The sequence below is a fragment of the Streptacidiphilus sp. EB103A genome (assembly GCF_041261405.1).
GTDB lineage: Bacteria > Actinomycetota > Actinomycetes > Streptomycetales > Streptomycetaceae > Streptacidiphilus.
On the sequence record NZ_JBGCAQ010000027.1, the window covers coordinates 88,798 to 111,209 of the forward strand.

At 68.4% G+C, this 22,412-nt stretch carries 19 protein-coding genes, 1 tRNA gene, 1 pseudogene and 1 riboswitch; of the genes and pseudogenes, 13 read left to right on the forward strand and 8 right to left on the reverse strand.

From position 1 onward, the window contains the following. Positions 1-47: 47 nt before the first annotated feature. Positions 48-1,127 (forward strand): LLM class F420-dependent oxidoreductase, encoded by a 1,080-nt coding sequence (locus ABH941_RS35520; RefSeq protein ID WP_370134262.1) that lies wholly within the window; start codon positions 48-50, stop codon positions 1,125-1,127. Here the strand turns inward: ABH941_RS35520 and ABH941_RS35525 are convergent. Both ABH941_RS35525 and ABH941_RS35530 read right to left on the reverse strand, forming a co-directional pair. Further along, positions 1,114-1,932, reverse strand: coding sequence for an SDR family oxidoreductase (locus ABH941_RS35525; protein ID WP_370134264.1), 819 nt, complete (start codon positions 1,930-1,932; stop codon positions 1,114-1,116). The two genes, ABH941_RS35520 and ABH941_RS35525, sit on opposite strands and share 14 nt — an antisense overlap. Before the next feature lie 160 nt (positions 1,933-2,092). Continuing rightward, positions 2,093-3,340, reverse strand: coding sequence for a cytochrome P450 (locus ABH941_RS35530; RefSeq protein ID WP_370134267.1), 1,248 nt, complete (start codon positions 3,338-3,340; stop codon positions 2,093-2,095). A 162-nt stretch (positions 3,341-3,502) separates the two neighbouring features. Here ABH941_RS35530 and ABH941_RS35535 point away from each other — a divergent pair, with 162 nt between their 5' ends. Beyond that, positions 3,503-5,434, forward strand: a complete 1,932-nt coding sequence (locus ABH941_RS35535) for a recombinase family protein (protein WP_370134269.1) — start codon at positions 3,503-3,505, stop codon at positions 5,432-5,434. Positions 5,435-5,516: 82 nt separating this feature from the next. Here ABH941_RS35535 and ABH941_RS35540 read toward each other — a convergent pair whose 3' ends face one another. Next, positions 5,517-5,735 (reverse strand): hypothetical protein, encoded by a 219-nt coding sequence (locus ABH941_RS35540; protein WP_370134272.1) that lies wholly within the window; start codon positions 5,733-5,735, stop codon positions 5,517-5,519. 256 nt (positions 5,736-5,991) lie between these two features. Here ABH941_RS35540 and ABH941_RS35545 point away from each other — a divergent pair, with 256 nt between their 5' ends. The 9 genes from ABH941_RS35545 (at position 5,992) to ABH941_RS35585 (ending at position 15,295) form a co-directional block, all read left to right on the forward strand. Continuing rightward, positions 5,992-6,849 (forward strand): GntR family transcriptional regulator, encoded by an 858-nt coding sequence (locus ABH941_RS35545; protein ID WP_370134274.1) that lies wholly within the window; start codon positions 5,992-5,994, stop codon positions 6,847-6,849. 401 nt (positions 6,850-7,250) lie between these two features. Then, a complete protein-coding gene (locus ABH941_RS35550) occupies positions 7,251-8,162 on the forward strand; it encodes a phosphotransferase family protein (protein WP_370134276.1) in 912 nt (303 codons plus the stop codon). Positions 8,163-8,280: 118 nt separating this feature from the next. Further along, on the forward strand, positions 8,281-9,033 hold the full coding sequence (locus ABH941_RS35555; RefSeq protein ID WP_370134277.1) for an HAD family hydrolase: 753 nt from the start codon (positions 8,281-8,283) through the stop codon (positions 9,031-9,033). A gap of 102 nt (positions 9,034-9,135) precedes the next feature. Beyond that, positions 9,136-9,293, forward strand: a riboswitch (cyclic di-AMP (ydaO/yuaA leader). A 3-nt stretch (positions 9,294-9,296) separates the two neighbouring features. Next, entirely contained in the window at positions 9,297-10,049 is a 753-nt protein-coding gene (locus ABH941_RS35560) for a transglycosylase family protein (protein ID WP_370134280.1), read from the forward strand. Positions 10,050-10,219: 170 nt separating this feature from the next. After that, entirely contained in the window at positions 10,220-11,509 is a 1,290-nt protein-coding gene (eno, locus tag ABH941_RS35565; protein WP_370134283.1) for a phosphopyruvate hydratase, read from the forward strand. A gap of 132 nt (positions 11,510-11,641) precedes the next feature. After that, entirely contained in the window at positions 11,642-12,082 is a 441-nt protein-coding gene (locus tag ABH941_RS35570; protein WP_370134286.1) for a septum formation initiator family protein, read from the forward strand. 29 nt (positions 12,083-12,111) lie between these two features. Beyond that, positions 12,112-12,672 (forward strand): DUF501 domain-containing protein, encoded by a 561-nt coding sequence (locus ABH941_RS35575; RefSeq protein WP_370134289.1) that lies wholly within the window; start codon positions 12,112-12,114, stop codon positions 12,670-12,672. A 2-nt stretch (positions 12,673-12,674) separates the two neighbouring features. Further along, positions 12,675-13,616, forward strand: a complete 942-nt coding sequence (locus tag ABH941_RS35580) for an exopolyphosphatase (protein ID WP_370134393.1) — start codon at positions 12,675-12,677, stop codon at positions 13,614-13,616. A 305-nt stretch (positions 13,617-13,921) separates the two neighbouring features. After that, on the forward strand, positions 13,922-15,295 hold the full coding sequence (locus ABH941_RS35585; RefSeq protein ID WP_370134293.1) for an NAD(P)/FAD-dependent oxidoreductase: 1,374 nt from the start codon (positions 13,922-13,924) through the stop codon (positions 15,293-15,295). A gap of 282 nt (positions 15,296-15,577) precedes the next feature. Here ABH941_RS35585 and ABH941_RS35590 read toward each other — a convergent pair whose 3' ends face one another. Beyond that, positions 15,578-18,130, reverse strand: coding sequence for an ABC transporter permease (locus ABH941_RS35590; protein WP_370134295.1), 2,553 nt, complete (start codon positions 18,128-18,130; stop codon positions 15,578-15,580). A gap of 184 nt (positions 18,131-18,314) precedes the next feature. Further along, positions 18,315-19,100: pseudogene (locus ABH941_RS35595) on the reverse strand (ABC transporter ATP-binding protein); the annotation flags it as partial. Between the two features lie 242 nt (positions 19,101-19,342). Between ABH941_RS35595 and ABH941_RS35600 the strand changes: the two are divergent. Next, positions 19,343-19,424: transfer RNA gene (locus tag ABH941_RS35600), tRNA-Leu, on the forward strand. 12 nt (positions 19,425-19,436) lie between these two features. On the opposite strand, the gene ABH941_RS35605 is transcribed toward ABH941_RS35600, so the two are convergent. After that, positions 19,437-19,661 carry a DUF4287 domain-containing protein gene (locus ABH941_RS35605; protein WP_370134298.1) on the reverse strand — a complete coding sequence of 75 codons (225 nt, stop codon included), beginning with the start codon at positions 19,659-19,661 and terminating at the stop codon, positions 19,437-19,439. A 127-nt stretch (positions 19,662-19,788) separates the two neighbouring features. Between ABH941_RS35605 and ABH941_RS35610 the strand changes: the two genes are divergently transcribed. Then, positions 19,789-20,127 carry a hypothetical protein gene (locus ABH941_RS35610; protein ID WP_370134301.1) on the forward strand — a complete coding sequence of 113 codons (339 nt, stop codon included), beginning with the start codon at positions 19,789-19,791 and terminating at the stop codon, positions 20,125-20,127. On the opposite strand, the gene ABH941_RS35615 is transcribed toward ABH941_RS35610, so the two are convergent. Beyond that, positions 20,091-20,900 (reverse strand): hypothetical protein, encoded by an 810-nt coding sequence (locus ABH941_RS35615; protein WP_370134303.1) that lies wholly within the window; start codon positions 20,898-20,900, stop codon positions 20,091-20,093. The two genes, ABH941_RS35610 and ABH941_RS35615, sit on opposite strands and share 37 nt — an antisense overlap. Positions 20,901-21,171: 271 nt before the next feature. Next, positions 21,172-22,395, reverse strand: coding sequence for an acetyl-CoA C-acetyltransferase (locus ABH941_RS35620; RefSeq protein WP_370134306.1), 1,224 nt, complete (start codon positions 22,393-22,395; stop codon positions 21,172-21,174). Positions 22,396-22,412 lie beyond the last annotated feature (17 nt).

Consider the following 22,412-nt stretch of genomic DNA (forward strand, 5'->3'; position numbering starts at 1 on the left):
CCCGTGTCCCCTTGTACCGGAACCGCAGGACATGGTGGCATCAGCCCATGACCCCACCCGACGCCGCCCCCACTGCCACAACCGACACCACCGCCCCCACCGCCCCCACCGACACCCCGCCGGCCGGCCCCCGCTGGGGCCTGACCTTCCCGCTCGACGGCATCCCGCTCGCCGATCAGCGCCGTCTGGTCGAGGCGCTGCCCGACCTCGGCTTCACCGACCTCTGGTCGATGGAGACGGCCGGTGCCGACGCCTTCACGCCGCTCGCGCTGGCCTCCGTCTGGGCGCCGCAGCTCAACCTGGGCACCGCGATCGTCCCGGTGCACACCCGCGGCCCGGCGCTGCTCGCCATGCAGGCCGCCGCCCTGGCCGAGGCCGCCCCCGGCAGGTTCAGCCTCGGCCTCGGTGCCTCCTCGCCGGTCATCGTCAACGACTGGAACGCCGTCCCCTTCGAGCAGCCGTTCCAGCGCAGCCGCGACATGGTCCGCTTCCTGAAGTCCGCGCTGGCGGGGGAGAAGGTCGACGCCGCCTACGAGACCTTCGCGGTACGCCGCTTCAGGCTGGAGCGCGTCCCCGCGCAGACCCCGCCGGTGCTGCTCGCCGCCCTGCGCCCGGCCATGCTGCGGCTGGCCGCGCAGGAGGCCGACGGCACCATCCTCAACTGGCTCTCCGCCGAGGACGTCACCATCGCCGTCGATGAGTTCGCCCGGGCGGGAGGGGCCGGCAAGACGGTCGCGGCCAGGATCTTCACCTGCCCGACCACCGACGCCGACCACGCCAGGGCGCTGGGCCGCCGACTGATCGCGAGCTACCTCACCGTCCCCGCGTACGCGGCGTTCCACCGCTGGCTCGGCCGCGAGGACCAGCTCAAGCCGTTGTGGGACGCCTGGGCGGCGGGCGACCGCAAGGGCGCGGCCGCGTCCGTGCCCGACGAGGTGGTGGACGCGCTGATCGTCCACGGCGCCCCCGAGCAGGTGCGCGAACAGATCCGCCGCTACGCCGCCAACGGTGTGACGGTCCCGGTCCCGGCGATCCTGCCGACGCCGGAGATGCTGGACGGCACCGCCACCGCGCGCGATCGCCGCCAGGCAGTCGCGGCGGCGGTCCTCGCCGTCAGCCCCGGCTGAGACTCCCGGTCGCCGGGTCCACGGCACCGAGTTTGCCGACCGCGTGGCGCAGGCCGTCCAGCCAGCCGTCGCGGTCGGCGGCCCGGCCCTGCTCGTACTGGGCCACCTCGGGGTGCGGCAGGATCAGGAAGCGCTCGGCGGCCAGGCCCTCGATCACCGCGTCGGCGACCTGTTCCGGCGTCAGCATCCGGCCGAAGGCGCCGAGTACAGCCGCCACCGCCGGGTCCTCGGTCATCGCCGTGTGCACCCCCTGCGGGCACAGCGCGCTGACCTTGATGCCCTGGCCGCCGTAGGCCACCGCCAGCGACTCGGCGAAGGCCACTGCCGCGTGCTTGGTCGCCGTGTAGGCGGCGTCGCCCGGCATCTGCAGCAGGCCGGCGGCGGAGGCGGTGTGCAGCAGATAGCCCTCTCCGCGCTTCAGCATCCCCGGCAGCACCGCGCGCGCCGCGTAGACGTGCGCCATGACGTTGATCTCCCAGCAGGCCTGCCACAGCTCGTTGGGCGCCTCGATACCCGCGCCAGAACCGATGCCGGCGTTGCTGCAGAACAGGTCCACCGGGCCCAGGTGCTTCTCGGCCGTCTCCACCAGGGCCTGCACATCGCTCTCCCGGGAGACGTCGCTGCCGACGCCCACGGTGTGACAACCCTCACGGTCCAGCGCCAGCGCCAGGTCCTCGACCCGTCCCGCGTCCAGGTCGGCGAGCAGCAGCCCGCGCGCACCCTCGGCAGCGAAGCGCCGCGCCAGCGCGGACCCTATGCCCCCGGCCGCACCGGTCACCACCACGACGGCTCCGCGTACCTGCATCTCTTCTGCCTTCCTCCCACGGGGTCCCCGCACGGGCCCGCGCACTGTGCCGGTGATCGTAGGCACCCGGCCCGCCACCGCAACAGTGCCCGTCCACGATGCAAGCCAACCGCCAGCTAACGTCAAGGAGTGCACAAACCGCCACAGGCTGCGCGCTGGTTCAGGCGTGGGTGAAGGAGACAGGCAGCTCGCGGAGCCCCCGCATGATCAGGCCACCACGCCAGCGGAGGTCCTCTGGTGCAGCGGCCAACTCCAGGTCAGGTAGCCGGGTCAAAAGTGTTGTCAGCGCGATCTGTCCCTCCAGCCGTGCGAGAGGGGCGCCGATGCAGTAGTGGATGCCATGGCCGAAGCCGAGGTGGGGATTGTCCCGGCGGGTGAGGTCGAGCAGGTCGGGCTGATCGAAACGGGTAGGGTCGCGGTCGGCGGCGGCAAGGACGACCAGGACCGGGTCGCCGGTCGCGATCTTCTGGCCGCCGAGGGTCAAGGCGCTTGTGGCATAGCGCCAGGTGGCAATTTCCACCGGGCCGTCGTAGCGCAGGAGTTCCTCGACAGCGGTGGATAGAACGGCGTTGTCGCCACGCCCGATCGCGTCTGAGAGCAGTGCTCGCTGTCGGGGGTGCCGAATAAGCGCGTACATGCCATTGCCGATGAGGTTGATGGTGGTCTCGAAACCGGCGAAGAGAAGCACGAAGCACATGGCAGCGGCCTCGTTCTCAGTGAGATGTTCACCGTGGTCGGAAGCGCTGATGAGTCCCGAGATCAGATCGTCGCCGGGCTCCTGGCGCTTTCGATGGATCAGCTCGGCGAGATAGTTGCGGATCTGCTTGACAGACCGGGCGACGCCTCCTCGAGGTCCCCCGCCATGACGAATCATCATTCCGGCCCAGTCGCGAAATCCGTCCTGATCCTCGGCGGGGACGCCGAGCAGGTCGCAGATGGTGTAGATGGGCAGCGGGAAGGCGAAGTCGTGGATGAGGTCCGCAGTTCCCTTGCCGGCAAAGTTGTCGATGAGCCGGTCTGTCAGTTCCTGTACGCGGGGGGCAAAGGCGGCGACTGTGCGCGGGGTGAATGCACGGGAAACCAGCCTCCGGAGTCTTGTGTGGTCCGGGGGGTCGATATTCAGGAGATGGGTCATCAGGTTCGCACTGCGCTCGCCAGGAATGCCGGTCTTCCCCTTGGCGTGAACGGACTCGGCATGGTGTACCGGGTTCTTGCTGAGCCGCTGGTCTGCTAGCGCTTGCTTGGCGTCTGCGTACTCGGTGACCAACCACGCCTCCACTCCGCTGGGCAGTCGCGTCCACCGGACCGGTTCATGTCGGCGCAGCCACGCATATGCGGGGTACGGGTCGGCGGCGAACTCCCAGGAGAACAGATCTGGAGGCGTAGCGGCATCGGTCTGGTTCGGCATGTGCCGACCGTATCCGGTGAGGTGAATGAGGCAGAGGAGGATGGAAGTCGATTCCCGGATACTCCCGTTCGTCGAAGACTACGGAGCGTATCGTGTCCACTACATGGATGACCCCGGCAGCGCTGTCACGCTCCGGGGTCTGGACAGTCTTGGAGGACTGGCATGTCTACTCTTGCACGCCTTGGCACGGTGACGGAAGCAGCCCTGGTGGTTGCGAGCTACACCCGCGTCTCCACTCTTGAGCAACTCGAGGGCTTCGGCCTGGAAGTGCAGAACGGGATCAATGGCGACTGGCTGCGGTGCAACCCGAATGTCGTGGTTCACGGCAACTATCAGGATGACGCTGTCTCCGGGGCTCTGGACAGCCGCCCAGCCATGGACCGCCTCACTGCGGATGCCCGCAGCGGGCGCTTCGACAGAATCCTTGTAGCGAGGGTTGACCGCGTTGGGCGTACCGGTCGTGCTGCGTACCAGTGGGCTTGGAACATGGCAGACATCGGCGTTCATTTCATCTCGGTCCAAGAGGGCATCGACACCAGCACGGATGAGGGCTGGAACGCGTTCATGCGGTATGTCACCGCCTCCGAAATGGAGTGGTGGCACATCCGTGAACGCACCCGCGCAGGTCGGGAGATGAAGGTCAAGCTCGGCGGATGGCCCGGCGGCCCCGCGCCCTACGGCTACAGGATCGCCGTCGACCAGGACAACCCATGGGGCAAGAAGCACTTCTCGGTACTCGTCACTGACGAACTGGAGTCCCGGATCCTCCACGTCGCAGCGGACCTGATCATCGATGGCGGTCTCAACCTCACGCAGACCGCTGATGAACTGAACCACCGCGCACTCTTCACGCGGAGTGGTGTTCCGTGGTCGACGGCCAACCTGCGGAACAGGTTGCACGCGGAGACCATCCATGAAGGTTTTGTCCGCTACGGAAAGCCCAGCCGCAGCGATGGTGGAGACAAAACTACGCGCTGTGACGAAACCCGTGGCGGCTCCCCGGGATTGGGAATGAAAATTGGCGTCCCGCCCATCTTTGCTCCGGAGCGGGCACTCCAGTTGGAAGCCGCTCTCAAGGCAGGCGGCTTCAGACTTCCCCGGTCGAAGGAGAGAGTCTATCCGCTCTCCGGGAGGATCGTGGGTACCTGCGGTCAGCAGTACACCGGCTTCTCACAGCTCGGCGAGCGAGCGTACCGCTGCAAAGGGAACTTGAATCGGCAGGGAACGTGTGGGGACATGGTCTTCCGGGCCGACGATGTGGAGGAGGCCGTTTGGAAAGAGCTCGCGGGGCTTCTCCGGCGTGAGCCGCACCTCAAACGCAGGGCTGTGACGTTGCTCGGGGGGCTCAACGGCGACAAGCAGAGCTACGAGGAACGCGTTCGAGACTTCACAGCCAGGATCGCTGAGCAGAATCGGCTCATCGAAGTCCAAGTCCCTGCATGCCTGCGGCAGAATGTCGACAGGAACATCATGGCTGCTGCAGTACGAGAACTCCGGCAGGAGCTGCAGCTCCTTGAGAACCAGCTGGCCACAGCGCAGCAATGGTTGGGCGAGCACGCCGAGCACGAGCGTCAGGCGGACATCCTCGCGTCCCTCGCCGAGCCGGCGGGGACGCAGTCGGCGGAACTTTCGATCTCCGAGCGCAAGAAGATCTGCGACATGTTCCATGTTCAAGTCCGCGCTGGTGAAGGCCACCTCATCCGTCGAAGCGGGGTCCGCTGTGCTGTGATGGAGTGGCACTTCGAGACGGGAACGCTGGTCCCTCTCGACCCCACTGACGAGGAGTGGGATCAGGTGGAGGCGTACCTCAGGACGGTCTTCACCCGACGGCATTTCGTCGGACCGTCCGAGCTCCGCACCCTCTTCAACGGCTGTCTTCATCGTCTACGGTGCGGGGTGTCCTGGGCAGACATGTCAGACATGTGGGGGCCGCAGGACCGAGTGCGCGAACGGCAGCTCTCTTGGTGGAAGAAGGGGGCCTGGCCGCAGATGATGGCGATTCTCGGCGCCGACCGGCGGGGAGTGCCAGCCTATCAACGCCCTAGCCTGCCCCCTCTGACTGTCACGCTGCAGCTCGCTGGCGCGGCGGCCTGATCATGCGAGGGCTCCGCCAACTCCCAGTCAACTTCAGTCAGGAGGGCGGAGCCTAGGCAGACACGGAGCATGTTGCTCACGCTCAGAAGTGGAGATGGATGCTGCTGGCGACGAAGCACACCGCCACCACCGTCAGGAAGCTCTTGATGCCGACCTCCCCGCCGCTTCCCATCTCACTGCAGAGCAGGATGTTGGGGGCTGCGAACAACCACCACAACCCGCTGTTGTGCTGCTGGAGCCGGTAGTTGAGCAGCATCAGCAGCGCCACGTACACCATTTGCCAGCCGGACCTCAGTTTCATGTCGACCACCTCCAGCATCCCCTCAGGGGGTGGGGGATTGGGAAGCGCGGAAACGAGGCATCATCGACTTGTGGCCACGCGGTCCCCCGGCAGTCAGGTTCAGTCAGATCTTGCTGAGACTGATGGATTTGACTGCTCTTGCGGATGGGATGCCCGGTCCATGCCTGCTTCTAACTCAACTATCATTCAACTCTCCTGACCTTCACTAAATTTGACTGATAGTTGTAGGGTCGACCCTGCAGCCAGGGAGGCAGGCATGAACGATTCCCCGAAGACCGAGGTGCGGCGGGTAGCCGACGCCGTGCGTTACTGGTGTGGACGGTTGGGCGGGGGAGCGTCCCTCCCGTCCCAGGGGGAACTCGCGGAACAGTTCAGCGTCTCCCGCGACACGGTCCAGAAGGCCCTGAAGGTGCTCCAGGAGGAGGGCCTCGTCCAGTCCATCAGGGGAAGCGGAACCTTTGTCGCCGGGGCAGTGCCGGATGTCGATGCGGACGAGGACGAGTTGGAGCCGGCCATCCTGGCTCTGAGCCCCCACTTGGAGCAGGCCCTGCAGGCTCCCCACGTCACCATAGATTTCTTCGGTTTCACTGCGGAGACCCTCGCGAAGGAGCTGACGCCGAAGCTGGTCCGCTTGTGGCTCCCCGGCTCGACTCCTCCCGACAGCCTTCACATCAGGCTTCTGCTCCCTGAGTTGGACCGTCTCGCAGTTCCACGTGCCGTCGACGATCCGGAGGACCCCCGCCCCCTCGACCGGCTGCGCGGCATCGCATCTCGCTCCATCGACGCGCTGACACAGGCCGTGGAGGAACTCCGCTCGCGGCAGATCGTGCTCGACGCCAGCCTGGAAATTCGAACGGTGCCAGCTATGACGCCGCAGGTGAAGCTGTACGTCATCAACGAGGATCTGGCCCTTCGCGGCTGGTACAAGGTCCACCGGATACGGGTCCTGGTGCCGATGCAGAGCGGCTCGGGCATGGAGGAACTGGAGATCTACGACTTCATGGGATTGGACGCCAATGTGGTTGTGCAGCGCCCTAACGCCGTAGCTGAGTCCCGGGTGTGGTTCGACTCCCTCTGGGACACCATCGCTCTGCGTCCCAAGCCGCTTGACTGATCCCGTGCGGTGGTTCCGGGAGATGACTGCGGGGAGGAGGTCACTGGAACGGGTGTAACGCGACCGTTGCCTACCAGTGGCTCGTTCGACTCTCCTCTACGGTTTGATCTGGTGCCGTACATTTTGGTGGCCTCTGGAGACTGAGGAGGATGAGGAGTATCGCAAAGCTGCACGTCCTTGAAGGGTCGGCCGTGATTGCGGGTGATGTCCCGCCCTCGGCGGATCAGGTGTGGCGTGACGTCAGAGACGCCGTGGCTTCGCGAACGGTCCTGCTCAACGGACTGTCACATAGGAACCACCGGGTAAGCCTGTCCCCATCCCAGGCGCTCGCGGTCGGACTTGAATCAAGTGCTTCGGTCCTCGTGCGTGAGCGTCGGGATACGCTGCCGTTGGTGCCACGGATGTGGAACGACGAGTATGAAGTGCTCCAGTACGTGAGCAAGTCGAGCCCGCACCTGGCTGACCTTTCCCCGCAGCCGCTCAGGCCGGCCCGACAGCCTGGGGCTGGGATCGAGGAAGAGCCTCTGGTCTTGCTGTTCATCGAGGGGGATACCCTCGATGCGGTCTACCCGCGTGGCAGCGCACTCCCATCCCCGCTCTTGGACGAGATCGTGGGAATCTTTGCAGCCATGGCCAAGGTGCAGGAGGTCGACCTGCCCAGAGTCCCCAGCGATTGGCCAAGTGGGGATGACTCCTCGGCTTTCATCAGGCGGCTCGCGACCTTTGCCCAGCGGGACGTCGAGCCGCTGGTCAGAGAGAAGTTGCACCCTCTGCTGGAACGACTCGGACTTCCGGAACACGCGCTGCAGAGATTCGTCGACCGTATCCCCAGGCTCAAGCGGAGACCGTTCTGCCTTCTTCACACTGACCTGCACCGCGGAAACCTTGTAGTAGGCCCGCAGGATCGGGTGAGCGTCATCGATTGGGAGTTTGCGATGACGGGTGATCCGATTTATGACATTTCCACACATATGGTGCGTATGGGGTACCCGGCTTCACAGTTCGACTCCGTGATCGGGTCCTGGAAAGCAAGCCTGGATGCTGCTCGGCCAGGGCTGACCGAGGGTATCCGGGCCGATCTCCCGATCTATCTGGCCTATGAGCGGGCGCAGTCGATCTATCCAGACATCCTTCGTGCTGCATCCAGTCTCGGAGCGCTGATCGAGGAGGGTGTATTCGCCCGGGCCGTCGCCCGTATCGAGAGCGCGCTGCAGCGTGCCGCCGCGCCGTTGCAACTGGAGCGCACCCCCGACCGCCGGCAGATCGCAACTGCTCTGCGCGAGTGGCACCGCAGCCGCGTCGGAGGAAGTTGAGCCTTGCCATCGTTGAACCTGTGCGTTCCTCGGGGTGCTCGGGCGTACCGTGAATCGGGTGACGGCGGGTCAGGCCGTGCACTCCTAGGGTACGTGGACCCGTGGACCATGAGAGCGAGTGGCTGCATTGTCGGTACAACATGGTGCGGCAGCCCGGATGTTGTCTGCGGCGTCCGTGGTCCTACTTGATTTCGACGGACCCATTTGCTCGGTTTTCGCCAGTTTGACCGCCGTGGGTGTGGCAGAGGATCTTCGAGGACGGCTCGCCAGGGCTGGGGCGGATCTGCCGCCGGATCTCGCAGGGATGGATGATCCGCACCTACTCCTCAGAAGGCTTCCTGGTGCGCTGCTGAGCCGTGGGGCGTCCGATGGGGAGATTCGTCTCCTGACCCGTCAGTTCCACGATTGGCTCTCCGGCGCCGAACGGATGGCGGTCAAGTCGGCGCGGGCGACGCCCGGTGCTTCCGAGGCGATATCGGGCCTGATTGCCCTGGGGAAGACGGTGAGGATCGTCAGCAACAATGCGGCAGCGGCCATCGTGGATTATCTGTGTCGTGACGGGGTGAAGGTGGGGGCGATCCAGGCGGAGCAAGTCTTCGGTCGGCCGGATGATCCGCACCTGATGAAGCCGAACCCGCATCTTCTGCTGGAGGCGCTCAAGTCGCTGGGGCCGTTGGGGGATGCAGGGCACTGCGTCTTCATTGGTGACGCCCCCTCTGATGTGAGTGCGGCGGCTGAGGCTGGGGTCAAGTTCATCGGGTTCACTGGCGGGGCCGAGGCGCGCCAGAAGCGACTGCTTGATGCGGGTGCTGACCCGGAAGCTTTGATCCAAGGCTGGTCCGATCTGGGTGATTTGTCGCTCCTTGTGTGACGGGATGGGCTTGTGATTAAGCAGCTGATATGTCTAGCCTTCCCGGAACGCCTGCATGCGCGGGCGGCCGCTCCGCGGGACGCCGAGTCCTGTCCAGCCGGGGAGCGGAACTCGAACTTCAGGATTGGGCAGGAGCGGGGGACCCAGGTAAGTTGCCGCAGTTCTCAAGGCTGCGGCTTGGGGTGAAGGCGCGTCAGCGCCCGGGCTACCTCACGGCCCGAACCCGACAGCTCACCTCGCAGGCGTCGGAGAGGGTACCTGCCATGCCTTTCAACACGCCCGGACGCCATCGCAAGCCGCGCACCAGTCAGACCAAGCGCCTGGTCGCGACCGCGAGCCTCGGCACCGCCGGCATAGCTCTGCCGCTGATCGGCGCGACCAGCGCCTCTGCCGCCTCCGTCTCCACCTGGGACAAGGTCGCCAGCTGCGAGAGCGGCGGGGACTGGTCCATCAACACCGGCAACGGGTACTACGGCGGGCTGCAGTTCTCCGCCTCCACCTGGAGCGCCTACGGCGGCGGCCAGTACGCGTCCACCGCGGACCACGCCACCAAGGGCCAGCAGATATCGATAGCCGAGAAGGTGCTGGCTTCGCAGGGGCCCGGTGCCTGGCCGGTCTGCGGGCCGAAGGCCGGACTCACCCAGGGCGGCGCCGCCGCCTCGGTGAGCACCGCGGGCTCGTCCTCCTCTTCCAGTTCGTCCTCGTCGAGCTCGAGCTCCGACTCGACGACGAGCACGACCACGCAGAGCAGCAGTACCGGCAAGCACCGGTCGACCGCTGCCACGGACTCCGCCTCGAAGGTCGTCAAGCCCGCGACGCGCACCACGACCACGACCACGGCTGCGCCGAAGGTCGGCCACGGCAACTACACCGTCAAGTCGGGCGACTCCCTCTCCGCCATCGCCGCCGCCGCGCACCTCAGCGGCGGCTGGACCGAGCTGTACAAGGACAACAAGTCCACCGTCGGCGCGAACCCGAACCTGATCTTCCCCGGCCAGAAGCTCGTGGTCGTCTGACCCCGTGCGGCGCTCAGCTGCTCAGGGACGGAGCCCCTGCCCGCCAGGTGAACTACTGGTGAGTAGGGGCTCCGTCCTGTGAGACAGGCGGAAGGTCCGGGTGGCCCCGCCCCCGGCTGCGGCTAGGCTCTTGTCGTAAGCACCCCTGTATTCCCCCCTAGGAGATGCCTGTGCCGTCCATCGACGTCGTCGTAGCCCGGGAGATCCTCGACTCACGAGGCAACCCCACGGTCGAGGTCGAGGTCGGCCTCGACGACGGCAGCACCGGTCGTGCCGCCGTTCCGTCCGGCGCCTCGACCGGCGCGTTCGAGGCCCTGGAGCTGCGCGACGGCGACCTGTCGCGCTACTTCGGCAAGGGCGTGGAGAAGGCCGTGCTCGCGGTCATCGAGCAGATCGGCCCGGAGCTGATCGGCTACGACGCCACCGAGCAGCGCCTGATCGACCAGGCCATGCTCGACCTGGACGCCACCCCGGACAAGTCCTCCCTCGGCGCCAACGCGATCCTCGGTGTCTCCCTCGCCGTGGCGCACGCCGCCTCCGAGGCCAGCGACCTGCCGCTGTTCCGCTACCTGGGCGGCCCCAACGCCCATGTGCTGCCGGTGCCGATGATGAACATCCTCAATGGTGGCTCGCACGCGGACTCCAACGTCGACATCCAGGAGTTCATGATCGCCCCGATCGGCGCGGAGTCCTTCTCCGAGGCCGTCCGCTGGGGCGTCGAGGTGTACCACACCCTCAAGAGCGTGCTGAAGAAGCGCGGCCTCTCCACCGGTCTGGGCGACGAGGGCGGCTTCGCCCCCAACCTGGACAGCAACCGCGAGGCGCTGGACCTCATCGTCGAGGCCATCCAGCTGGCCGGCTACACCCCCGGCAAGGACGTCGCCCTGGCCCTGGACTGCGCCGCGTCCGAGTTCTACAAGGACGGCAAGTACGAGTTCGAGGGCAAGTCCCGCTCGGCCGCCGAGATGACCGAGTACTACGAGGAGCTCGTCGCCGCGTACCCGCTGGTCTCCATCGAGGACCCGCTGTTCGAGGACGACTGGGCCGGCTGGACCGTGCTGACCGGCAGGATCGGCGACAAGGTGCAGATCGTCGGCGACGACCTGTTCGTCACCAACCCGACCCGGCTGGCCCGCGGCATCAAGGAGGGCACCGCCAACGCCCTGCTGGTGAAGGTCAACCAGATCGGCTCGCTCACCGAGACCCTGGACGCCGTGGAGCTGGCCCAGCGCAACGGCTTCCGCTGCATGATGTCGCACCGCTCCGGCGAGACCGAGGACGTCACCATCGCCGACCTCGCCGTCGCCACCAACTGCGGCCAGATCAAGACCGGCGCCCCGGCCCGTTCCGAGCGCGTCGCCAAGTACAACCAGCTGCTGCGCATCGAGGAGATCCTCGACGACGCCGCCGAGTACGCGGGCCGCGGCGCGTTCCCGCGCTTCCAGCCCAGCGAGGCCTGACCTTCGGTCGGACCGACTCGTCGCGCCTGACCGGTGCCCTGCCGTGTTCACCCTCTAGGGTGGGCGGCGGGGCACCGGCACATCAACCGGTCGGGTCGTGTCAGGACAGGTCAGGTCAGGGAGGGCGAGTACGTGAGCGGCAGCACAGCCAAGGGCACCGGCCCCCGCAGGCCGCGGCTGACCGGCCGGGCCGCCGTGCTGGCCCTGGTGCTGTGCTCACTGGTCGCCGCGCTGGCCTATCCGACCCGGCAGTTCATCGCCCAGCGCTCGCAGATCGCCCAGCAGCGCGCCGCGGCGGCCCAGGCCCAGGCCCAGGTGGACGAGCTGCGCCGGGAGAAGGCCCGCTGGCAGGACCCGGCGTACGTGGCCGCCCAGGCCAGGGAGCGGCTGCACTACGGCTACCCCGGCGAGACCCCGTTCATCTCGGTCGCCCCCACCACCGGTACGGGCAGTGCCGCCTCGGGGACTCCCGCCGCGGCCCGGGCGCAGCAGCCCTGGTACGACAGCCTGTTCCAGTCGCTGGAGACGTCCGACCGGAGCGGCGCGGCGGGCGCGGCCGCACCCTCGAACTAGAGCTATCCAGGAATCCAGAAAGCAAGGCAATGACGCAGACCCCTGACGCCCCCGAGGGCGTCGCCCCGGAAGGCGTGTCTCAAGACGGCGTGCTTCAAGACGACGTGGCCGCCATCGCCGCCCAGCTCGGCCGGGTGCCGCGCGGGCTGCGCGCCGTCGCCCACCGCTGCCCCTGCGGCCTGCCCGACGTGGTGGAGACCGCGCCGCGGCTGGAGGACGGCAGCCCCTTCCCCACGCTGTTCTACCTGACCTGCCCCAGGGCCGCGTCCGCCATCGGCACCCTGGAGGCCGACGGCGTGATGAAGGAGCAGACCGCCCGGCTGGCCGAGGACCCGGAGCTGGCCGCGGCCTACCAGCGGGCCCACGAGGACTACATCGCCCGGCGCGACGCCATCGAGGTGCTGGAGGGCTTCCCCAGCGCCGGCGGGATGCCGGACCGGGTGAAGTGCCTGCACGTCCTGGTCGGCCACAGCCTGGCGGCCGGACCGGGCGTCAATCCGCTCGGCGACGAGGCCCTGGCGATGCTGCCCGAGTGGTGGCGCAAGGGTCCCTGCGTCTGCGCTGACAGTGCTGAAGGGTGCGACAAGTGACTCTGCAGCGCGTTGCCGCGATCGACTGCGGCACCAACTCCATCCGGCTGCTGGTCGCCGACCTCGACCCGGAGACCGGCGAACTGCACGACCTGGACCGGCGGATGACCGTCGTCCGGCTGGGCCAGGGCGTGGACCGTACCGGGCGGCTCGCGCCCGAGGCGCTGGAGCGCACCTTCGCCGCCTGCCGCGAGTACGCGGCGGTCATCGCCGGGCACGGCGCGGAGCGCCTGCGCTTCGTGGCGACCAGCGCTTCGCGCGACGCCGAGAACCGCGACGAGTTCGTCAGCGGCGTCCGCGCGATCCTGGGCGTCGACCCCGAGGTGATCACTGGCGACGAGGAGGCCGAGCTCTCCTTCACCGGCGCGACCCGGGAGCTCAGGCAGGAGGACGGGCTGACGCCCCCTTACCTGGTGTTCGACCTGGGCGGCGGCTCGACCGAGTTCGTGCTCGGCAGCGACCGGGTCGAGGCCGCCCGCTCGGTCGACATCGGCTGCGTCCGGATGACGGAACGTCATGGCAGCGACACCATCGCCATGCGCGCCGACATCAAGACGGCGCTGGACCTGGCCGCCGCCACCGTCCCGCTGACCTCCGCGGCGACCCTGGTCGGCCTGGCCGGGACGGTCACCACCGTGGCCGGGATCGCGCTCGGCCTGCCGGCCTACGACTCCACCGCGATCCACCACTCGCGCATCCCGCTGGCCAAGGTCCACGAGGTCACCGCGATGCTGCTGTCGTCCACCGCGGAGGAGCGCGCCGCGATCCCGGTGATGCACCCCGGACGCGTCGACGTCATCGCCGCGGGGGCCCTTGTTCTGCTCGCCGTCATGGAGCGCAGCGGGGCTTCTGAGCTGGTCGTCAGCGAGCACGACATCCTCGACGGCATCGCCTGGAGCGCGGCCCGGGACACGGCTCGCGAGGGCGCTCCAGAAACTTCGTGAATTTCTTCACATGGAGTTCCCGGCTTTGGGACCACCCAAAAGGCCGGTTCATCCGAATTGCGAGACCACAGGCGGACCCAAGGCCCCTGGCGGCTGTCGGTACGGGCATCCAAGGCCAGCGGCCCGAATCGCACGCACAATCGCAATCAGGGCGACGAGCTGCGGCAATGCCCCGCACCCCGGCTGCGGCGCTGACGCACGGCGTCCAGTGGGAGGCGTGGGCCGCGTAGTGTAGCAGGTGCTGTCCAGGGGCATGTGAGGAGGGCCACAGGGGGTGCTCCGGAGGGTGCTGGATACTTTCGGATATGAGCACCACGGAGCGTCCTCGCATTCTCATCGTCGGCGGTGGATACGTCGGCATGTATGCCGCGATGCGCATCCTCAAGAAGATGCGCTACGGAGAAGCGACCGTCACGGTCGTCGACCCGCGGTCCTACATGACGTACCTGCCCTTCCTTCCCGAGGCGGCGGCCGGCAACGTCGCGCCTCGCAACCTCGTCGCGCCGCTGCGCAGCACCCTCAAGGGTGCGGAGGTCCTCACCGGTCATGTGACCGCGGTGGACCAGGAGCGCAAGATCGCGACCATCTCCCCGGCCGCAGGCGACTCGTACGAGCTGCCGTTCGAGTACCTCGTCGTCGCGCTGGGCTCGGTATCCCGCACCTTCCCGATCCCCGGCCTGGCCGAGAACGGCATCGGCATCAAGTCGGTCGAGGAGGCCATCAGCCTCCGCAACCACGTGATCGGCCAGCTGGACAAGGCCGAGTCCACCACGGACGAGGCGATCCGCAAGCAGGCGCTGACCTTCGTGGTCATCGGCGGCGGCTTCGCCGGCATCGAGACCGTGGCCGAGCTGGAGGACATGGTCCGCGACGCGGCCAAGAACTACCGCAACGTGAAGCGCGAGGACATGCGCTTCATCGTGGTCGAGGCGGCCAACCGGATCCTCCCCGAGATGGGCCCGGACCTCGGTCTGTGGACCAAGGAGAAGCTGGAGGAGCGGGGGATCGAGATCTACATCGAGACCTCGATGGACTCCTGCGTCGACAAGCACGTGGTGCTGAAGAACGGCATCGAGGTCGACGCCTCCACCATCGTGTGGACGGCCGGCGTCAAGCCCAACCCGGCGCTCGCCCACTTCGGCCTGCCGCTGGGCCCGCGCGGCCACGTCGACACCGCCCCGACCCTCCAGGTCCAGGGCTTCGACAACGTCTGGGCCGCCGGCGACAACGCCCAGGTGCCGGACCTCGCCGTCGGCGAGGGCGCCTGGTGCCCGCCCAACGCGCAGCACGCGGTCCGCCAGGCCATCGTGCTCGGCGACAACGTGGTCTCCGGGATGCGGGGCTTCCCGCAGAAGGAGTACAAGCACAAGAACCTCGGCGCGGTTGCCGGCCTGGGCCTCCACAAGGGTGTGGCGATCCTCTTCGGCAAGTACAAGCTGAAGGGCCGTCCGGCCTGGTGGTTCCACCGCCTGTACCACGGCAGCCGGGTCCCGACCATGAACCGCAAGGTCCGGGTGTTCGCGGACTGGACCCTGGCCATGTTCCTCAAGCGCGAGACGGTCTCCCTGGTGGAGATGGAGACGCCGCGCGAGGTGTTCATCGAGGCGGCCTCGCCCGCCCCGAAGCCGAAGCCCGCGGTCGCGGCCGAGGCCGCGAAGTCCGAGAAGGTCCCCGCCTGATCGTTCCACCGCACACCCTCCTGCCCGGCAGCGTCGCCGGACCACACCCGTGGTGCTCATAACCGGCACCGCTGCCGCAAGTAAAGTGCCCCGAGCCCCCGTCCTGGAGGGATCGGGGCACTGGCGTTTGCGAGGGCTCCTACGGTCACCGTCACGGTTTTCGCAGGGGTACGGGGAGTCGCGCCCCGGGGGATCGCAGAATGACCGGCACCGCTGCCGCAAGTAAAGTGCCCCGAGCCCTCCGTCCTGGAGGGATCGGGGCACTGGCGTTTGCGAGGGCTGTCAGTCGGTCTTGATGGAGGCCAGGATGTCCATCCGTGCCGCTCTGCGGGCCGGCCACAGTGCGGCTGCCAGCCCCACCAGGGCCGCCGCCAGGACGTAGGCGGTGAGCTGTCCCACCGGGAACGTCGTGGTGAGTCCGGCCAGGGAGGACTTCAGCAGCTGCACCGCCGCCCAGGCGAGGAAGCCGCCGATGGCCACCCCCAGCACCGCGCCGAAGGCCGCGATCACCACTGACTCCAGCCGGACCATCCGCTTGATCCCGCGCCGGTCCAGGCCGATCGCCCGCAGCATCCCGATCTCGCGCCTGCGCTCGAAGACCGACATCGCCAGGGTGTTGACCACTCCCAGGACCGCGATCAGCACGGCCATGCCCAGCAGCCCGTACATCACATTCAGCAGCAGGCTGATCTGCGAGCTGAACTCCTTCACCATCTGCGACTGCGACTGCACCCGTACCAGCGGATTGCGCCCGGTGGAGTCCTTCAGCGCCTGCTCCAGCGTCGAGGTGGCCCCGCCGGCGCCCGCCACCAGCACATCGCTGTAGTAGGGCGCGGTGGTGTGCGGGGCGAGCACCGCCTCACTCATCATCACCGGGCCCAACAGGTCGTTGTTCTGGTAGATCCCGCCGATCCGGACCGTGCCGGTGCTGCCGTCGGGGTAGCTGAAGCGGGCGCTGCCGCCCACGCTCCAGTGGTGCGCGGCCGCAGTGGACCTGGACACCAGCAGCGCGCCCTGGCGGATCGAGTCGGCCGATCCGTCCAGCATGGCCGGGGCGACCAGCCGGCCGAAGTCGGCGGTGTCGAAGCCGCTCACCGACAGGTCACGGCCGTCGGCCGTGACGTACTGGGAGTCGATGACGCTGGTGGCGCTGACGCCCGCAGTGCCCTTGATGGCGGGCAGCAGGCTGGGCGAGACGGGCTCGCCGAGCATCACGCTGATCGCGTAGTCGGCCTTCATCCCGGAGGTCACCTGCTTGGTGACCGCCTCGGTGACCGACGCGCCGATCACCGTCAGCGCGCTGATCAGGGTCAGCCCGATGGTGAGCGCGGACGCCGTGGCCGCGGTCCGCCGCGGGTTGCGCAGCGCGTTCTGCTTGGCCAGCTTTCCGGAGACCCCGTAGAGCCGCGCGAACACCGGCCCGACCAGGGCGATCAGCGGACGGGACAGCAGCGGGGTCAGCACGAACGCGCCGATCAGGATCAGTCCGGCGCCCGCGCCCACCGGAAGCCGCCCGGAGGAGCCCCCCAGGTGCGCGCCGTAGAGCACGGCGGCCAGACCGGTGCCGAAGAAGGCGGCGCCGATGGAGTTGCGGACCACCAGGGACTTCTGGGTGGGCGGCTGGTCGTTGCTGCGCATCGCAGCGACCGGGGCGACCCGGGAGGCGCGGATACTGGGCAGCAGCGCGGCCACCACGGTGACCACCACCCCGGTCAGCACCGTGGCCACGACCGTGGTCGGGGAGACCACCAGGCCGCCGGAGGGCAGGTTTCCGCCGGACCCGAGGAACGCCTTGAGCGCGGCGCCGATCCCGATCCCGGCCAGCAGCCCGCCCAGCGAGGCGAAGACGCCCACGAACAGGGCCTCCAGCAGCACCGAGTTGGTGATCTGACGGCGGCTCGCCCCGATGGCGCGCATCAGCGCCAGCTCGCGGGTGCGCTGGGCGATCAGCATGGTGAAGGTGTTGGAGATCAGGAAGATCCCGACGAACAGTGCGATCCCGGCGAAGGCCAGCAGCGCGGTGCGCATCCCCGAGGTGGCCGCCTGCACCGCCGCGGAGGAGTCGGCGCTGAGCTGCGCCCCGGTCTTGGCGCTGATGCTGTCGCTGTGCGGCAGCACCGGCCTGACCTCGGCGAGCAGTTGGGCCTCGCTGGTGCCGGGCCTGGCGACGGCCTGGATGCTGGTGAACTGGCCTGCCTTGAGGTAGAGCTGCTGCGCCGTGGCGGTGTCGAACAGCACCAGCGAGCCGCCTGCCTTCACCTGCGGGTCGACCGTGGTGAAGATCCCGGTGACGGTCATCTGCATGACCGGGCCGTTGACGGCGAGCCGGACCGTGTCGCCGACCTTGAAGCCGTTCTTCGCCGCGGTCCGCTGGTCGACGGCGATCTGACGGGAGTTCACCGGCCCGGCGCCCGCGGCCATCGGGTAGGTGCTGTCCTTGCCGTCGGCGCCGGCGACCCAGTTGGAGCCCTGGGTGTCGCCGCGCTGGCCGATCAGGTTGCCCTGCGGGTCGGACAGACCGGCGAAGCCGGTCACCGTGCCGCGGGCCGACTGCGTCCCCGGCAGTTCGGCGATCTTCCGTACGGTGTCCTCGGTGAGCGGCAGCGCCGAGCTGTTGTTGGCCGAGGCCTTGATGTCGGTGCCGGCCGCGTCGTTGTGGACCTGGACCGAGATGTTGTCGTAGCTGGAGGACTGGCTGTCCTTGAAGGCCTGCCCGACCGAGTCGGAGAAGACCATGGTTCCGGCCACGAAGGCGGTGCCCAGCAGCACGGCCAGCATGGTCATCAGCAGCCGGCCCTTGTGGGCCAGCACATTGCGCAGTGCGGTGCGGTACATGACGGCTGACCCCCTCTCAGCTTCGGGGCTGGCGCCGACTGGGCGGCGGCGTCGCGGGCCGATGGCTCTCGCCTGGACGGCTTGTCGTCAGTCGCCAATGCTCCGCAGTGGCTCCTTCCTCCGCACCGCCCAGACTCGGCCCTCGACCCGCTCCTTGCTCCACCCCCCAGTCGGCGCCAGCCCCGCGGCCCTTGGCGTCAAAACGACGCATGCGGTCCAGGACGCTGTCGGCGGTGGGGTTGTTCATCTCGTCGACGATCCTGCCGTCGGCGAGGAAGACCACCCGGTCCGCGTAGGAGGCGGCGACCGGGTCGTGGGTGACCATCACCACGGTCTGGCCGAGCTCGCGCACCGAGTTGCGGAGGAAGCCGAGGATCTCCGCGCCGGAGCGGGAGTCCAGGTTGCCGGTGGGCTCGTCGGCGAAGATGATCTCGGGCCTGGAGGCCAGGGCGCGGGCGCAGGCCACCCGCTGCTGCTGGCCGCCGGACAGCTGGGAGGGGCGGTGCCCGAGCCGGTCGGCCAGGCCGACGGCGGCCACCACCTGGTCCAGCCAGACCGGGTCGGGCTTGCGCCCGGCTATGTCCATCGGCAGGGTGATGTTCTCCAGCGCGGTGAGCGTCGGCAGCAGGTTGAAAGCCTGGAAGACGAAGCCGATCTGGTCCCGGCGGAGCCTGGTGAGCTGCTTGTCCTTCAGCCCGCCGAGCTCGGTGTCGCCGATGGTGGCGGAGCCGGAGCTGACCGAGTCCAGGCCGGCCATGCAGTGCATCAGCGTGGACTTGCCTGAGCCCGAGGGACCCATGATGGCGGTGAACTGACCCCGTCCGAACTCGACGGAGACCTGGTCCAGAGCGGTGACGCGGGTGTCCCCCTCGCCGTAGACCTTGCTGAGGCCGACGGCGCGGGCCGCGGCAGTGAGCAGGGTTGTCGTCACAGGACTACTCCAGTCAGAGAGGATGGGGTGTGAACCCATCCTCCCGGCCTGGTCACGCCGCGTAGTCGCCCGACCGGACGGTTGCGGGTACTGCCTGTCGACGTAGGGGATGCAGCCCGCTCTCCTCCCCAGGTATGACGGCACCCCCGAGGGGGTCAACCGCGGGCCGAGAGCGGTCGCGCTGCACCGACGATGCGTCAAGTAACGGTGAAATAAGACAACTTCCCCACAGGTGTGCACATCTGAGGGGTCCGCTGCGGTTAGGCTCAGAGTGCGGAAGGGCCCGGATGGTGGAACGCAGACACGGCGAGCTTAAACCTCGCTGGCCGCCAGGCCGTGCCGGTTCAAATCCGGCTCCGGGCACCCGTCCCCTCGCTACATTGACATGCGCGCGGCGGCGCGGCGCAGACCGTACTCGTGCACGAGGGCCTTGGCGTAGCCGTAGGAGATGCCGTACTCGCGGCGGAGCCAGGCGATCTTCTCCTCGCAGCGGAGCAGGCTGGGACCCTCGTCGACCGCCTTGAGCCAGTCGCCGAGCGGGCGGCCGGTGACGGCGGGAATGCGGGAGAGCAGGTTCTGGTGGGTTTCCGTGGAGTACATGAGGGACACTGGGCGCCTCCAGAGGTGGGCCGGTGCTGGGTCGACCCTGTGTGGGTGTGGCCGACTCTTTCGACTCTGCCCGAGGGCAGACACCTTGGCAACACTCGCCGGAGGATACGCTGACGCCATGTCCGATCCGACCCCACTCCTCTTCGCGGCTGACCGGCTGGCTGACCGTTTCCGCTCGATGCCGCAGCGCAGCCTCACCCGACTGGCTCCGGAGGGACTGAGTCTGGCCCGTCGGCTGGCCCGGCGGGAGCAGGCGGTGGCCGGCGGTCCGGCCCGCTCCGAACTCCCGGACGCGGGCATCTTCGCGGTCGGCGACCAGATCGCCCTGGCCGCCCATGACCTGGCCGAGGCCCTGCGCGACGCCGACCGCGAGGAGGCGGAGGCGGTGCTGGCGCGGGCGCTGGCCGAGGTGGAGGACGCCTACAGGCTGGCGACGACCCGGTCGGCGAGGATGTAGACGGTCTCGCCGTCGTTCTCGCTGTCCTCGCCCTCCAGCGCGAAGGTCAGCGCGTGCCCGCCGGGGAGGCGGGAGTTGCCCAGCAGCCGGACCTGGGCGCCGGCGTCGACGGCCTTACGGAGCTTCGCGCCGGCGGCGGGGTCGCCGGGGGCGATGCACAGCGTGGTCTCGTCCTCGAAGACGTAGACGTCCAGCGTGCCCATCGGGCCGGGACGAACGTCGCGCAGGGTGATGCCGACCGCGACCAGCTCGTCAAGCCGCAGGTCGGTCCACTCGGGGGTGGGCGTCGGCCGCGGCACGAAGCCGGGGCGCGAAGGGTGCGCCGGGCGCTCTGTGCGCTCGGTGCGCTCGGGAAGGTCGGTCCGCTCGGGGAGGTCCCCGGCCGGTGCCACCGGGTGGCCGGCCGAGCCGCTGCTGGTCTCGGAGATCATCTCCTCCAGTGCGGAGCGCAGCGCGTCGGAGAACTCCGGGTCCATCTCGCCCTGCTCGTCCACATAGCCGCGCGGTGCGGGCAGCAGGACCACGCTCTCGCTGTCGAAGAGCGGGCCGCCGTCGCCGAGCGAGTCCTCGGCCATCCGCGCCTCCTGTTCGGCCCAGAACGAGCGCGCCTCCGCCATCTCCCGCTCCCGGTCGTCGGCGAGCGCGACGGCGACGGATTCGCGTACGGCCGAGTCGAAGCGCCGGGTGAGCGTGCGCAGGGCGATCAGACAGGCTGTCGCGGTGGCTGCGGTGAAGACCAGCAGGGCGGTGAGGACAAAGACGAGGACGTTCACAGAAGGCACCCCTTGCGGAGGGTTGAACTGGCGGTCAACCCCACAGTGCCCCACCGCGGCGGATTGCGGCAGTGCGTAATGTCCTTTTCATTTGTGACGTCCGACATCAACCGAATTGATCCGGCCGGAAAATTACACGCTGCGCAATCGGGCGAATACGTTGCGTCGACAATTCGCCGGTTTTCGACGAAGAAAAGGGTCCAGGCCGCGCCGTAGCGTGACCTGGACCTTACCCATCTGATGTGGGGCCAAACGGGTCATTCTGAGAATCTTATGAGAGCCGTTCGATCACCATGGCCATGCCCTGTCCGCCGCCCACGCACATCGTCTCCAGGCCGAACTGCTTGTCGTGCCACCGGAGCGAATTGATCAGCGTGCCGGTGATGCGCGCGCCGGTCATGCCGAAGGGGTGGCCGACGGCGATGGCGCCGCCGTTGACGTTGAGGCGGTCCAGGTCGACGCCCAGGTCCTGGTAGGACGGGATGACCTGGGCGGCGAAGGCCTCGTTGATCTCGACCAGGTCGATGTCGCCGATGGCCATCCCGGCCCGCTTCAGGGCCTGCTTGGAGGCCTCGACCGGGCCGTAGCCCATGATCTCGGGGGAGAGGCCGGAGACGCCGGTGGAGACGATCCGGGCCAGCGGGGTCAGCCCGAGCTCGCGGGCCTTGGTGTCGGACATGATCACCAGCGCGGCGGCGCCGTCGTTCAGCGGGCAGCAGTTGCCGGCGTTGACGGAGCCGTCCGGGCGGAACACCGGCTTGAGCCCGGAGACCGCCTCCAGGGTGACCCCCGCCCGCGGGCCGTCGTCCTTGCTGACCACGGTGCCGTCCGGGATGGTCACCGGGGTGATCTCACGCTCCCAGAAGCCGTCCGCGATGGCCTTCTCGGCCAGGTTCTGCGAGCGGACGCCGAACTCGTCCTGCTCCCGGCGGCTGATGCCCTTGAGCTTGGCGAGGTTCTCCGCGGTCTGGCCCATGGCGATGTAGACGTCGGGCACCAGGCCGCTCTGCCGGGGGTCCTCCCACACCGGGGCGCCGGTGAGGGCGGCGGTGGCGACGGTGCGCGCCTCGGCGTCGGCGAACAGCGGGTTCTTGGTGTCCGGCAGGCCGTCCGAGGAGCCCTTGATGCTGCGGGACACCATCTCGACGCCGGCCGAGATGAAGACGTCGCCCTCGCCGGCCTTGATCGCGTGCAGCGCCATCCGGCTGGTCTGCAGCGAGGAGGAGCAGTAGCGGGTGACGGTGCAGCCGGGAAGGTGGTCCATGCCCATCTGCACGGCGACCACCCGGCCCAGGTTGTAGCCCTGCTCGCCGCCGGGCAGGCCGCAGCCCAGCATCAGGTCGTCGATGTCGCGCGGGTCCAGCTCGGGGACCTTGGCCAGCGCGGCCTGGATGATCGTCGCGGTCAGGTCGTCCGGGCGGACGTCCTTCAGCGAGCCCTTGAACGCCCGGCCGATCGGCGAGCGGGCGGTGCTGACGATGACGGCTTCGGGCATGGGGGTCTCCAAGGGTG

What these genes read in the sequence shown, in the direction of transcription:
- ABH941_RS35520 (WP_370134262.1), top strand. Translation starts at nt 48, where the DNA reads ATGACCCCACCCGACGCCGCCCCCACTGCCACAACCGACACCACCGCC.
- ABH941_RS35525 (WP_370134264.1), bottom strand. Translation starts at nt 1,932, where the DNA reads ATGCAGGTACGCGGAGCCGTCGTGGTGGTGACCGGTGCGGCCGGGGGC.
- ABH941_RS35530 (WP_370134267.1), bottom strand. Translation starts at nt 3,340, where the DNA reads ATGCCGAACCAGACCGATGCCGCTACGCCTCCAGATCTGTTCTCCTGG.
- ABH941_RS35535 (WP_370134269.1), top strand. Translation starts at nt 3,503, where the DNA reads ATGTCTACTCTTGCACGCCTTGGCACGGTGACGGAAGCAGCCCTGGTG.
- ABH941_RS35540 (WP_370134272.1), bottom strand. Translation starts at nt 5,735, where the DNA reads ATGAAACTGAGGTCCGGCTGGCAAATGGTGTACGTGGCGCTGCTGATG.
- ABH941_RS35545 (WP_370134274.1), top strand. Translation starts at nt 5,992, where the DNA reads ATGAACGATTCCCCGAAGACCGAGGTGCGGCGGGTAGCCGACGCCGTG.
- ABH941_RS35550 (WP_370134276.1), top strand. Translation starts at nt 7,251, where the DNA reads ATGTGGAACGACGAGTATGAAGTGCTCCAGTACGTGAGCAAGTCGAGC.
- ABH941_RS35560 (WP_370134280.1), top strand. Translation starts at nt 9,297, where the DNA reads ATGCCTTTCAACACGCCCGGACGCCATCGCAAGCCGCGCACCAGTCAG.
- ABH941_RS35575 (WP_370134289.1), top strand. Translation starts at nt 12,112, where the DNA reads ATGACGCAGACCCCTGACGCCCCCGAGGGCGTCGCCCCGGAAGGCGTG.
- ABH941_RS35585 (WP_370134293.1), top strand. Translation starts at nt 13,922, where the DNA reads ATGAGCACCACGGAGCGTCCTCGCATTCTCATCGTCGGCGGTGGATAC.
- ABH941_RS35590 (WP_370134295.1), bottom strand. Translation starts at nt 18,130, where the DNA reads ATGTACCGCACCGCACTGCGCAATGTGCTGGCCCACAAGGGCCGGCTG.
- ABH941_RS35605 (WP_370134298.1), bottom strand. Translation starts at nt 19,661, where the DNA reads ATGTACTCCACGGAAACCCACCAGAACCTGCTCTCCCGCATTCCCGCC.
- ABH941_RS35610 (WP_370134301.1), top strand. Translation starts at nt 19,789, where the DNA reads ATGTCCGATCCGACCCCACTCCTCTTCGCGGCTGACCGGCTGGCTGAC.
- ABH941_RS35620 (WP_370134306.1), bottom strand. Translation starts at nt 22,395, where the DNA reads ATGCCCGAAGCCGTCATCGTCAGCACCGCCCGCTCGCCGATCGGCCGG.